Annotated in this window: 11 protein-coding genes; 2 read left to right on the plus strand and 9 right to left on the minus strand. The window is 70.7% G+C overall.

Annotated elements, in window-relative coordinates; all coding sequences use genetic code 11:
- Positions 1 to 15: 15 nt before the first annotated feature.
- From B7K23_RS00940 to B7K23_RS00955, 4 genes are all read right to left on the minus strand, one after another.
- Positions 16 to 1338, minus strand: a complete 1323-nt coding sequence (locus tag B7K23_RS00940; RefSeq protein ID WP_084124328.1) for an extracellular solute-binding protein — start codon at positions 1336 to 1338, stop codon at positions 16 to 18.
- A gap of 62 nt (positions 1339 to 1400) precedes the next feature.
- On the minus strand, positions 1401 to 2582 hold the full coding sequence (locus B7K23_RS00945; RefSeq protein ID WP_084124329.1) for an ROK family transcriptional regulator: 1182 nt from the start codon (positions 2580 to 2582) through the stop codon (positions 1401 to 1403).
- Positions 2583 to 2986: 404 nt separating this feature from the next.
- Positions 2987 to 3991, minus strand: a complete 1005-nt coding sequence (locus B7K23_RS00950) for a malate dehydrogenase (RefSeq protein WP_084124330.1) — start codon at positions 3989 to 3991, stop codon at positions 2987 to 2989.
- Between the two features lie 47 nt (positions 3992 to 4038).
- The gene (locus tag B7K23_RS00955) at positions 4039 to 5256 is read right to left on the minus strand and encodes an NADP-dependent isocitrate dehydrogenase (protein ID WP_084124331.1); all 1218 of its coding nucleotides are present in this window, start codon (positions 5254 to 5256) and stop codon (positions 4039 to 4041) included.
- Between the two features lie 159 nt (positions 5257 to 5415).
- Between B7K23_RS00955 and B7K23_RS00960 the strand changes: the two genes are divergently transcribed.
- The gene (locus tag B7K23_RS00960; RefSeq protein WP_084124332.1) at positions 5416 to 6384 is read left to right on the plus strand and encodes an aquaporin; all 969 of its coding nucleotides are present in this window, start codon (positions 5416 to 5418) and stop codon (positions 6382 to 6384) included.
- Between the two features lie 79 nt (positions 6385 to 6463).
- On the opposite strand, the gene B7K23_RS00965 is transcribed toward B7K23_RS00960, so the two are convergent.
- Genes B7K23_RS00965 through purN form a run of 3 tightly spaced genes read right to left on the minus strand, consistent with a single transcriptional unit; the run spans position 6464 to position 8962 of the window.
- Positions 6464 to 6727: a DUF3017 domain-containing protein gene (locus tag B7K23_RS00965; RefSeq protein WP_084124333.1), complete on the minus strand. Its 264-nt coding sequence runs from the start codon at positions 6725 to 6727 to the stop codon at positions 6464 to 6466.
- 40 nt (positions 6728 to 6767) lie between these two features.
- On the minus strand, positions 6768 to 8327 hold the full coding sequence (purH, locus tag B7K23_RS00970) for a bifunctional phosphoribosylaminoimidazolecarboxamide formyltransferase/IMP cyclohydrolase (protein ID WP_084124334.1): 1560 nt from the start codon (positions 8325 to 8327) through the stop codon (positions 6768 to 6770).
- Positions 8327 to 8962 (minus strand): phosphoribosylglycinamide formyltransferase, encoded by a 636-nt coding sequence (purN, locus tag B7K23_RS00975; protein WP_084124335.1) that lies wholly within the window; start codon positions 8960 to 8962, stop codon positions 8327 to 8329. Before purN ends, purH begins: the two co-directional genes overlap by 1 nt.
- A 63-nt stretch (positions 8963 to 9025) precedes the next feature.
- On the opposite strand from purN, the gene B7K23_RS00980 reads away from it, so the two are divergent.
- Positions 9026 to 9448, plus strand: a complete 423-nt coding sequence (locus tag B7K23_RS00980; RefSeq protein ID WP_084124337.1) for a hypothetical protein — start codon at positions 9026 to 9028, stop codon at positions 9446 to 9448.
- On the opposite strand, the gene B7K23_RS00985 is transcribed toward B7K23_RS00980, so the two are convergent.
- The gene (locus B7K23_RS00985) at positions 9418 to 10641 is read right to left on the minus strand and encodes a DUF6350 family protein (protein WP_084124339.1); all 1224 of its coding nucleotides are present in this window, start codon (positions 10639 to 10641) and stop codon (positions 9418 to 9420) included. The genes B7K23_RS00980 and B7K23_RS00985 overlap by 31 nt on opposite strands.
- Before the next feature lie 128 nt (positions 10642 to 10769).
- Entirely contained in the window at positions 10770 to 11648 is an 879-nt protein-coding gene (sucD, locus tag B7K23_RS00990) for a succinate--CoA ligase subunit alpha (RefSeq protein ID WP_084124341.1), read from the minus strand.
- Positions 11649 to 11652: the final 4 nt, after the last annotated feature.

Genomic DNA, 11652 nt, shown 5'->3' on the forward strand with positions numbered 1-11652 from the left:
CGGCGGGGGTTGCTGCTAGCCGTTGATGAGCTCGTTGATCTTGGCGTCCGCCTCAGCGGCCAGGGTCGCGACGTCGCCACCCTCGGCGACCGCCTGGAAGTAGTCCTCCATGATCCCGGCCTCCTCGATGCTCGCCCAGCCTGCGGCGGCGGGGGTGAGCTTCGCGTTGGACGCGGCCTCGAGCGCGATCGCGTTGACGCCCTCGAAGTAGCTGTTCTCGGCGTAGATGTCGGCGAAGTCGAGGTTCGCCGGGCCCATGCCGTTCTCCGCCAGCATCGTCTGGTAGTCGTCGGAGAAGATGATCTCCATCAGGTCCATCGCGCCGTCCTGGTGCGTCGACGCGGCCGAGATGCCGATGTTCGAGCCGCCCGCGAACACTGGAGCGGTGCCGCCGTCGACGCCCGGCAGGGCGTAGACGCCGAAGGTCTCGGGGTTCCAGACGTAGCCCTCGGTCTCCTCGTCGTAGTCACCGAGCGTCCAGGTCGCCCAAGAGGGCGCCATGGTGGACGAGGCGGGGGTGCCGGAGAGGAACTCGTCGTTGATCGCCGAGTAGGTGGTCGTGTCGTCGTCCGTGGACTGCGCGACGTTCGCGGTCTCGAAGAGCTCCTGCCACTGCTCCATGCCCGCGACCGACTCGGCCGAGGACAGCGACGCGGTCCAGGAGGAGCCGTCGTAGGTGGCGATCTCGCCGCCGTTGGCGAAGATCCACGAGATGCCGGAGCGCCAGTCGCGGCCCGCCAGGTAAGCGCCGCCGAGGCCCTCGTCGAGCATCGTCGCGTTCACCTCGGTGTACTCCGCGAGGGTGGTCGGCACCTCGACGCCGGCTGCCTCGTAGATGTCCTTGCGGTAGAACACGGCACGCGAGCCGAAGTAGTAGGGCAGGGCGTAGACCGAGTCACCGATCGAGCCGGCCTCGACGAAGCCCGGGAGGAGCGAGTCGCCGCCGAGGGCGTCGTACGAGTCCGTCAGGTCGGCGAACGCACCGACCGTGGTGAAGGTCGCGGCCTGGGTGTTGCCGACCTCGAACACGTCGGGCGTGTTCTCCGAGTCCGGCAGCGCCGTGGTCAGCGACGAGATCAGGTCGCCCCAGCCGATCTGCTCGACGGTCAGCTCGCCGCCGTTCTCCTCGGTGTAGGTGGTCTTGAGGTAGTCGATGAGCGTGTCAGGGGTGTCGGTGCCGGCCAGCCACAGCGTGATGTCCTCCGCGACAGGCGCAGCCTCGGTCGCCTCGGACGACGCCGACTCCGACGCGTCGGATCCCTCGGACGACGAGCAGCCCGTGAGGGCGATGGCTCCGGCGGCCACGAACGCGGCCGCGGAGAGCGTGGTCTTCTTCATTGCCTGTTCCTTCTGTTGGTTCCGTACGCAGCCCCGTCGGCTGCGACCCTTGGCGCCGGAGATCATGAGACCCCCAGCTGGCCCGTGAGGACCATGACGGCCGCGCCGAGGACGACGATGTCGCGCCCCAGGGCGGTCATCCGCACCGACAGGTGGCCGTGGACACTGGCCATCGTGCGGTTGCGGAGCGTGTGCACGGTGCTGTCGAGCAGCGGTCCGTCCAGCACATCGAGGGGGCCGCTCAGCACGACCTCCCCCAAGTCGAGCGCGCCCACGACGGGCGCGAGTGAGATGCCGAGGCGTTCCCCCGCCTCGACCAGGATGGCGGCGCGCGCGGCGTCGTCCGCCGCGGCGTCGAGGCGTTCGGTGAGGCGCGGGATCGCGAGCCACGTCTCGAGGCAGCCGTCCTTGCCGCAGGCGCAGCGCTCACCGCCGTCCGTGCCGACGACGACGTGGCCGATCTCACCCGAGCCCGAGGCCGCGCCGCGGATGAGCATGCCGCCGAGCACGATGCCGGCGCCGACGCCTCGACCGACGCGGACGAGCATCATGTCCTCGCCCGCTCCCCCGAAGGTGCGCTCGGCGAGTGCGGCGGTGTTGGCGTCGTTCGCGACCTGCACCGGCAGACCCGAGCGGTCCGCGAGGATCATCTGCAGCGGCACGTCCTCCCAGCCGAGGTTGGGCGCGCGGAGCACGGTGCCGTCGGCGGAGACGATGCCGGGCGAGCCGACGCCGACGCCGAGCACGGGCGCCTGGGCCGCGGCGACGAGGGCGTCGAGCACCTGACCCGCCGCCTCGATGGCGGCCTCGCCCGCAAGGCCCGCGACGTCGAGCTCCTCGCGGTGCAGGACCGTGCCGTCAAGGTCCGTGATCACGCCGCGGAAGAGCGCGTCCTTCGACAGGTCGAGCGCGAGGATCGCGAACCCGGCGCGGTTGATGTCGAGCAGCGTGGCGGGCTTGCCGGGGCGCGAGTCGGCGCGGACGCCCAGCTCGACCACCAGGTCCTCGGTGATCAGGTCGGCGACGAGGTCGGAGATGGTGACCCTGGTGAGGCCCACCTCTCGGGCGACGTCCGCGCGGCTGAGGCCCTCGGCGCGGTAGAGCGCCTGAAGGACGAGCGCGCGGTTGTGACGACGCGCATGCTCGGGGCGGACCCGCGATCCGGGGCGCACGGTGGACGCGAGAGCAGTGCGACGCTCGCTGCGCGTCGAGGCCCCCGTGGGGGTGATGTCCGCCGTGGTCATGTTTGTTAGTAAAGGTTACTAACGAACATCGCGCAAGACCCCTGAGTGACGAATCGGTGAACCGTTACCGTTCCGTGATGCTCTCCCGATGGCGTGTGCGACGGCCGCTCGGGTCCCGACGCCACCGCCCCCTGGCATCGTCCCTGCGGCCCTGGCCCCGGCCCCGGCCCCGGCCCCGGCCCCGGCCCCGCATCGTCCATGCGTCCTGGAATCGCATGGCGCCCGGAATACGCCCGATCTTCGGCCCAGGTGCGATTCCAGGACGCACGAGAGTCCGGATGGGCAAGGGCGAGGCGGGGACGACGCGGCCACCGGCGGCATCCCTACGCGCCAGGGCCCTTGCGCAGAAGCAGAGAAGCCCCGGGCCATGCGGCCCGGGGCTCCTCGAATCGATCTGTGGCGGGTCAGACCTTCGCGGTCGGCAGCAGCCCCAGCTCGCGCACGGTGTCCCGCTCCTCGACGAGCTCGGCGACCGAGACGTCGATGCCTGCGCGCGTGTAGTCGTCGAGCTCAAGGCCCTCGACGATCTCCCACGCGCCGCCCTTCGACACCGCGGGGAACGACGAGACGAGGCCCTCGGGCACGCCGTAGGAGCCGTCCGACGGTATGGCCACGGAGGTCCAGTCACCCTCGGGGGTTCCATTGACCCAGTCGTGGAGGTGCGCGATGGCCGCGTTCGCTGCGGACGCCGCGGACGAGGCGCCGCGCGCCTCGATGATCGCCGCGCCGCGCTTGGCGACGGTAGGCACGAAGTCGTCCTTGACCCACGCATCGTCCGCGACGACCTCGGGCGCCGGGCGCCCGCCGATCGTGGCGTGCGTGATGTCCGGGTGCTGCTTGGCGGAGTGGTTGCCCCAGATGGTCATCCGCTCGATCTCGCTCACCGGCGTCGACGTGCGCATCGCGAGCTGCGCGAGCGCCCGGTTGTGATCGAGGCGCATCATCGCGTTGAAGCGCTCGGCCGGCACGTCGGGCGCGTGCGCCGACGCGATCAGCGCGTTCGTGTTCGCGGGGTTGCCCACGACGAGGATCCGCACGTCGTCAGCCGCACCGGCGTTGATCGCCTCGCCCTGCGGTCCGAAGATCCCACCGTTCGCCGCGAGCAGGTCGCCGCGCTCCATGCCGGCACCACGCGGGCGTGCACCGACGAGGAGCCCGACGTTGACGCCGTCGAACGCCTCCTTCGGGTCGTCGAAGATGTCGATCCCCGCGAGGAGAGGGAAGGCGCAGTCCTCGAGCTCCATCGCTGTGCCCTCGGCCGCCTTCACCCCCTGCGGGATCTCGAGCATGCGCAGCCTGACCGGCACATCGGGTCCGAGCATCTGCCCTGACGCGATGCGGAACAGGAGGGCGTAGCCGATCTGACCGGCGGCGCCGGTGACGGTGACATTGACAGGAACAGCATTCACGGCGGTGTGACTCCTCGGGGAATGGAGTGATGACTGTGGTGCAGAGCCTACGCCAGGCGCGCCGCCAGGTTCTCGTCGAGCGTCGCGAGGAACTCCTCGGTGGTCTGCCACTCCTGGTCGGGACCGACCAGCAGCGCGAGGTCCTTGGTCATGCTGCCGCCCTCGACGGACTTGATGATGACGTCCTCGAGGGTCTCCGCGAAGCCCGTGACCTCCGGGGTGCCGTCGAGCTTGCCGCGGTGCTTGAGGCCGCCCGTCCACGCGAAGATCGACGCGATCGGGTTGGTCGACGTCGGCTTGCCCTGCTGGTGCTGACGGAAGTGGCGGGTCACGGTGCCGTGGGCGGCCTCCGCCTCGACGGTCTGGCCGTCGGGCGTCATGAGGACCGACGTCATGAGGCCGAGCGAGCCGAAGCCCTGCGCGACGGTGTCGGACTGGACGTCGCCGTCGTAGTTCTTGCAGGCCCAGACGTAGCCGCCCTCCCACTTCATCGCGGCGGCGACCATGTCGTCGATCAGGCGGTGCTCGTACGTGAGGCCCGCGGCCTCGAAGTCCGCCTTGAACTCCTTCTCGAACACGTCGGCGAAGATGTCCTTGAACGCGCCGTCGTAGGCCTTGAGGATCGTGTTCTTGGTGGACATGTAGACCGGGTAGTTGCGCTGCAGGCCGTAGCTGAACGAGGCGCGCGCGAAGTCCTCGATGGACTTGTTGAAGTTGTACATGCCCATCGCGACGCCGCCGCCCTCGGGCATCTTCACGACCTGGTGCTCGATCGGATCCGAGCCGTCCTCGGGCGTGAACGAGATGGTCACGGTGCCCGCGCCGGGGACCTTGAAATTGGTCGCCTTGTACTGGTCGCCGTGCGCGTGACGGCCGATGATGATCGGCTTCGTCCAGCCCGGCACGAGTCGCGGGATGTTGGAGATGATGATCGGCTCGCGGAAGACGACGCCGCCCAGGATGTTGCGGATCGTGCCGTTCGGCGACACATACATGCGCTTGAGACCGAACTCCTCGACGCGCGCCTCGTCGGGCGTGATCGTCGCGCACTTGACGCCGACGCCGTGCTGCTTGATCGCGTTCGCGGCGTCGATCGTGATCTGGTCGTCGGTCGCGTCGCGCGACTCGATGCCGAGGTCGTAGTACTCGAGATCGACGTCCAGATACGGGTGGATCAGGCGGTCCTTGATGAACTGCCAGATGATCCGCGTCATCTCGTCGCCGTCGAGCTCGACGACCTTGCCTTCGACCTTGATCTTCGCCATGCGCTCTACCTCACGTGAGTCTCGGGAACGATGCCCCAAGGCTAGCCCACCGGGTGGGCCCGGCGTTGCGGTGCGTCCGCCCTGCGACACGGCCCCTGACCTGCCAAGATCGAAAGTGACACGCAGACGCGCGTGCATGAACCGTGAAGGGTGCCCGACATGAGCGAGCCTGAGATGGACAAGCCGCAGACCAGCCCGGTGTTCGACGACGCCGGCGGCGACGCTGCGAGGATGAGCCCGCCTGCCGAGGCCCCTCCCGTGGACGATGCTCCCGGCAACGTGGCCGCCGCCCGGGACCCTCAGGGACCCTCACTCGTGTCACGCATGGCCGCCGAGGCGGTCGGCACCTTCATCCTCGTCTTCATGGGCGTCGGCGCGGCCCTGTTCTCCGGCGTGCTCGGCTGGGACACGATCGCGGTGCCGTTCGGATTCGCGCTCGGCGTGATGATCGCCGCGCTGATCTTCGGAGGGGTGTCGGGCGCGCATCTCAACCCCGCCGTGACGTTCGGGGTGTGGCTCTCCGGCCGCCTCCCGGGCCGCGACGTCGCGCCGTACATGGTCTCGCAGGTGATCGGCGCGGCCGCGTCGGCGGGGCTCTTCGCGCTGCTCATCTCGACCAACTCGCTCTACGACACGCTGGGCACGACGCGCGAGGTCATCGGCTCGGCGTCCAACGGCTACGGCGAGCACTCCCCCACCGAGTTCGGCGTCCTGGCCGGCGGCATCATCGAGATCGTGATCGCCGCGCTGCTCGTCGCGGTGGTCCTGTCGGTGACGTCCGTGAGGAACGAGACGGGCCCCATCGTGGCGCCCTTCGCGATCGGTCTGACGGTCGGCTTCCTCGTTCTTATCGCGATCCCTTTCACGAACGGCGCGCTCAACCCGGCACGCGCGACCGGCACCGCCATCTGGTCGGAGTCGTGGGCCATCCAGCAGGTCTGGCTGTTCTGGGTGGCGCCGCTCATCGGCGCCGCGATCTCCGGCGTGCTGTTCCGGGCGTTCGGCCCGAAGGAGGACCTGCTCGCCTACGCGGACATGGTGGACGAGCTCGATGGTGCCGCCATGGAGGGGAGTGCCGTGGCGTTCACGCGGGTCGAGGTCATCGAGACGACCGAGCTCAGGGACTGAGCGCGGCGCATGCGCGAGGGGCCGGCCGCCATGAAGGCGGCCGGCCCCTCGCGTGTCCAGGCTCGACGGACGGCTGCGCTCAGAGCGGCGCCGTGAGCCCCAGGAACGCGAGCGCCGCTCCGAAGACCAGCAGGATCCCCACATCGATCGCGCGACGCCGCACGGCGAACGAGCGTCCGACCGGCAGAGCGATGCGCGCCGCAGCGCCCAGGAAGCACGCGCCGGCCATCACGAGCACGGCGACCTGCGCGCCGGCCACGAGGGACAGCGCGACCGCGCCGACGACACCCGCGAGCGTCGACACGGCGACGACTCGCGGCGTGTCCGGCTGCTGATAGCTCATCGTCGGCCCTCCAGCCTCGTCACGATGCCGAGACCCGGCCTCAGTGGAAGAAGTGCCGGGTGCCGGTGTGGAACAGCGCGATCCCGGCCGCCTTGGCGGCCTCGATCACCTCGGCATCCCTCACGGAGCCTCCCGGCGAGACCACGGCGGTGACACCCGCATCGAGCAGCACCTGGAGGCCGTCGGCGAACGGGAAGAACGCGTCGGACGCCGCGACCGAGCCGCGGACCCTGTCCTCGCCCGCGCGCTCGACCGCGAGGCGGCACGAGTCGACGCGGTTGACCTGGCCCATGCCGATGCCGACGGCCGCGCCGTCCTTGGCGAGCAGGATCGCGTTGGACTTCACCGCGCGACACGCGCGCCACGCGAACTCGAGGTCCGCCATCACCTCGGCGGACACCGTGCCGCCGGCCACCTGCTCCCAGGACGATGCGGCGTCGCCGGGCGCGTCGATGCGGTCGGTGGCCTGCACGAGGAGGCCTCCGGTGATGCGGCGCCACTCGCGGGGCAGCGAGGCGTGGGCGAGCTTGAGCAGGCGGATGTTCTTCTTCTGGGAGAGGATCTCGAGGGCCTCGGGCTCGAAGGCGGGCGCGACGACGACCTCGGTGAAGATGTCCTTGATCTGACCCGCAGCCTCGGCAGTGATCGTGTCGTTGGCGGCGATCACGCCGCCGAACGCCGACACCGGGTCGGTCGCGTGCGCACGACGGTGCGCCTCGGCGATGTCGGAGCCGACCGCGATGCCGCACGGGTTCGCGTGCTTGATGACCGCGACGGTCGGGCGCTCGTGGTCATACGCCGCGCGGACCGCCGCGTCCGCGTCCACGTAGTTGTTGAAGCTCATCTCCTTGCCGTGCAGCTGCTCGGCCTGCGCGAGTCCGCCGGAGACCAGCGGATCGCGGTAGACGGCCGCGCTCTGGTGGGGGTTCTCGCCGTAGCGCAGCGAGCCGATGCGGTCGAACGACGCGGCGATCCAGCCCGGGTTGCCCGCATCGTCCGCGTCGGGCGCGACGACGTTGCCCATCCACGAGGCGACGTGGATGTCGTACTCGGCCGTGTGACGGAACGCCTTGGCGGCGAGCGAGCGGCGCTGCGCGAGCGTGAAGCCTCCCCCGGAGACGCCCTCGGCCACGGAGGCGTAGTCCGCGGGGTCGACGACGACCGCCACGGAGGCGTGGTTCTTCGCGGCCGCGCGCACCATCGACGGGCCGCCGATGTCGATCTGCTCGATCGTGTCGTCCTGGGACGCTCCCGCAGCCACCGTCTGGGCGAAGGGATACAGGTTGACCACGACGAGGTCGAACGGCGCGATGTCGAGGTCCTCGAGCTGCGCGCGGTGGTCCTCGAGCCGGCGATCCGCGAGGATGCCTGCATGGATCCTCGGGTGCAGCGTCTTCACGCGTCCGTCGAGGCACTCGGGGAAGCCCGTGACCTGGTCGACCGGGGTGACGGCGATGCCCGCGTCGGCGATGCGCTTCGCGGTCGAGCCCGTCGAGACGATCTCGACCCCCGCCGCGACGAGCCCCGTGGCGAGCTCCTCGAGCCCGGTCTTGTCGTACACCGAGATGAGCGCCCTGCGCACGTCCTGGCGGTCCGTCATCATGCCTCCTTGGGCTTGTCGTCCAGGCAGCCGAGTCTCGCGACCCGACCTTCGAGAGTCCATCCGTCGCGCACCATCCGGCCGATCGTGTCGACGACCAGGCTCCGCTCGATCACCTTGATCCGCGAGTGCAGCGACTCCTCGCTGTCATTGTCCCGCACGTCGACCGCGGCCTGCGCCAGGATCGGTCCCGTATCCACGCCTGCGTCGACGAGCATCACGGTGCAGCCCGTGACCTTGGCGCCCGCGGCGAGCGCGTCCCGCACCGCATGCGCGCCGGGATACGACGGCAGCAGCGCCGGATGGGTGTTGACGATGCGGTTCGGCCAGCGGTCCAGTACGGGCGAGCCGAGCAGCCGCATGAAGCCCGCGCAGACCACGAGGTCCGGCTCGAACGAGCCGATGGTGCGGGCGAGCGCCTCGTCCCACGTGGCGCGATCGGGGAAGTCGGAGGGGCTCACGGTGGCGGTCGCGATGCCGGCTTCGCGGGCGATCGCGAGCCCTCCCGCGTCCGCGCGATCCGATACGACGGCCACCACGCGGGCGCCGAACGCCTCGTCGAGAGTCGCCTCGAGGAGTGCTCGCATCACCGTGCCTGTGCCGGAGACGAGCACGACGATCCGCTGAACAGGCATCCGGTTTGTCACAGGCCCGAGCCTATCGGCATGCTGGTATCCCTACCGAAGCCAAGGAGCACCGTGCCCGAGCCCGATCCCCGCACCCAGACGCCCCTCACCCCCGCCCTGCGCTGGTCGCGTGCGCTCGGCGTCCTGGTGCTCGGCCTCGCGATGCTCCTGCTGCTCGGCTTCCCCTGGACGCTCGGCGCGCTCGTGCTCGGCCCGGTGACGACGATCGTGGGAATCGTGGTCCTCGTCGCGAAGGGGTCTGCCGACCTGGGGGCGTGGGCGCGCGCCAACGCCGTGATCGGCGTGGTGCTCGGCGCCTTCTCAGGGATGTCGGCGGTGGGGATGCTGATCCTCTTCGAGCCGCTCACCGAGCTCGACTCGTGTCGCGCGCGGGCCATCACGACGTCGGCGGAGGACGCATGCCAGGCTGACTTCGACCAGGCCTACGAGGATCTGCTGAGCCGCTACGGCGTCGAGCTGCCGACCGCCGGCTGAGGCAGGTCCACCGGCTCGGACGGCGCGTCGCCCCGATGGCGCCACCCTGCCAGCCCGGCCGCGACACCACCGACAAGCACGTGCCCCGCGAGCAGGAGCCCGGAGATCGCGCCTGCCGCGGCCCACACCGGTGGTCCGACCTCTGCGAGCCGGCCCGAGCCGACCGCGCCCGCCGCGAGCCGCATCGTCCCTGCCGCGACCAGGAGCGTCACCACGGCTGACGCGCCCAGCGCCACGAGATCCTCGCGCCAGGTGCGGATCCTGCGCCGCATCACGATCCTCACGGCCGCCCCCATCGCCACGAGCACGACGGGCGTCCACACCAGCAGGCCCCCCGACGACTGCGGCAGCGCGGCGAGCAGCGGGACCTCCGGCAGCGCGCCGGTCTCGATCGCCGCGGGCGCGTAGACGCTCCCGTCACCGACGCCGAAGCCCACCCCCGAGACCCACGCCATCATCCAGATGACGAGGGTGGGCACATAGGCCAGCTGCGCGATCGCCAGCACGGTCGATCCGACGGCGCCGGCGTCGAGCGCCGTCACGGTCTCCGCCATCGTCGCGGCGCCGCGGATCGCGCCGACCGCACCCGCGCCCGCCGCGAGCACGACGACCAGCGCGAGGCCCGACAGCGCGGAGCGGACTCCCGTCCGCACCGACGGCGGGACCAGGTCGATCGCGTCGATCGTGAGCCCGTAGGCGCGCACCCGGCCCGCGAAGATGCCCGGCGCGCTCACGAGGAGCGCGCCGAGAACGGCGCGGACGATCAGGGCGGAGGGGTCGTCGGCGTCCCTCCATGCGAATGAGGCCACGAAGCCGGCGAGCGTCGTGAACGCCACGATCGCGAGGCCGACCGCATCCCACGAGCGCAGCAGGAACCGCTGCGCGGTCGCGACGAGGATCCCCAGGATCAGCAGGGTCAGCCCGAGCGGGACCAAGGAGTAGGTGCCGAGGGAGGTGGCCGCGGGCACTCCCAGGCCCAGGAGCCAGATCCGCATCGCCGCGAGGATCCCCGCACCCCAGTCGGTGTCGGTCCCGTCGGCGGGCGCGGTCGCGAGCGCCGCGAGCGTGGGCGCGACCACCACCAGCAGGGAGACTGCGGCGGCGATCGCGCCGGTGACCAGGCCGCTCGCCCAGCCCGGCAGGTCGCCCGCGAGGCTACGGGGCGCGCGGGAGCCGGCGGAGGAGGCAGTCATGACATCCATGGTCGCCCGCGCGGGACCCGGTTGGCCGGACCGCCACGCGCTCCTGTTCCTGGCGGACGCGCTCGCGCGAACGGCCCGCATCCCCGAGGGGAGCGGGCCGCTGCGGAGTGCGAGAAGGGCTAGCCGAGGATCTCGCGCATGAGCTGGGCGGTCTCGGACGGCGTCTTGCCGACCTTGACCCCGGCGGCCTCGAGGGCCTCCTTCTTGGCCTGCGCGGTGCCGGCAGAGCCCGACACGATCGCGCCGGCGTGGCCCATCGTCTTGCCCTCGGGCGCCTCGAAGCCCGCGACGTAGCCGACGACCGGCTTGGAGACGTGCTCCTTGATGTACGCCGCCGCGCGCTCCTCGGCGTCGCCGCCGATCTCGCCGATCATCACGATCGCGGCGGTGTCGGGGTCGTTCTCGAAAGCCTCGAGGCAGTCGATGTGGGTGGTGCCGACGATCGGGTCGCCGCCGATGCCCACCGCGGTGGAGAAGCCGATCTCGCGCAGCTCGAAGAGCATCTGGTAGGTCAGAGTGCCCGACTTCGAGACGAGGCCGATCTTGCCGGGACCGGTGATCGACGCGGGCGTGATGCCGACGTTCGACTCTCCCGGCGTGATGAGCCCGGGGCAGTTGGGGCCGATGAGGCGCGTGCCCTTGGACTGAGCGTAGGTGAAGAACTCGGCGGTGTCCGCGACGGGCACGCCCTCGGTGATGATGACCGCGAGGGGCATGCCCGCGTCGACGGCCTCCATGACGGCCGACTTGGTGAAGGCGGGCGGCACGAAGAGCACGGAGACGTCGGCGCCGGTGGCGGCCATCGCCTCGGCGACCGTGCCGAACACGGGGACGGTGACGTCACCCGGGAACTCGACCTCGGCGCCCGCCTTGCGCGGGTTGACGCCGCCGACGATGTTCGTGCCCGAGGCAAGCATGCGCTGGGTGTGCTTCATGCCCTCGGAGCCGGTCATGCCCTGGACGATGACCTTGGAGTCCTTGGTGAGGAAGATCGCCATGTCT

This window comes from Demequina sp. NBRC 110054 (assembly GCF_002090115.1).
Lineage (GTDB): Bacteria > Actinomycetota > Actinomycetes > Actinomycetales > Demequinaceae > Demequina.

Excerpts from the sequence above, each read along its gene's own strand:
- sucD (WP_084124341.1), bottom strand. The coding sequence starts at position 11,648 with ATGGCGATCTTCCTCACCAAGGACTCCAAGGTCATCGTCCAGGGCATG.
- B7K23_RS00985 (WP_084124339.1), bottom strand. The coding sequence starts at position 10,641 with ATGACTGCCTCCTCCGCCGGCTCCCGCGCGCCCCGTAGCCTCGCGGGC.
- B7K23_RS00945 (WP_084124329.1), bottom strand. The coding sequence starts at position 2,582 with ATGACCACGGCGGACATCACCCCCACGGGGGCCTCGACGCGCAGCGAG.
- B7K23_RS00955 (WP_084124331.1), bottom strand. The coding sequence starts at position 5,256 with ATGGCGAAGATCAAGGTCGAAGGCAAGGTCGTCGAGCTCGACGGCGAC.
- purH (WP_084124334.1), bottom strand. The coding sequence starts at position 8,327 with ATGACGGACCGCCAGGACGTGCGCAGGGCGCTCATCTCGGTGTACGAC.
- purN (WP_084124335.1), bottom strand. The coding sequence starts at position 8,962 with ATGCCTGTTCAGCGGATCGTCGTGCTCGTCTCCGGCACAGGCACGGTG.
- B7K23_RS00965 (WP_084124333.1), bottom strand. The coding sequence starts at position 6,727 with ATGAGCTATCAGCAGCCGGACACGCCGCGAGTCGTCGCCGTGTCGACG.
- B7K23_RS00960 (WP_084124332.1), top strand. The coding sequence starts at position 5,416 with ATGAGCGAGCCTGAGATGGACAAGCCGCAGACCAGCCCGGTGTTCGAC.
- B7K23_RS00940 (WP_084124328.1), bottom strand. The coding sequence starts at position 1,338 with ATGAAGAAGACCACGCTCTCCGCGGCCGCGTTCGTGGCCGCCGGAGCC.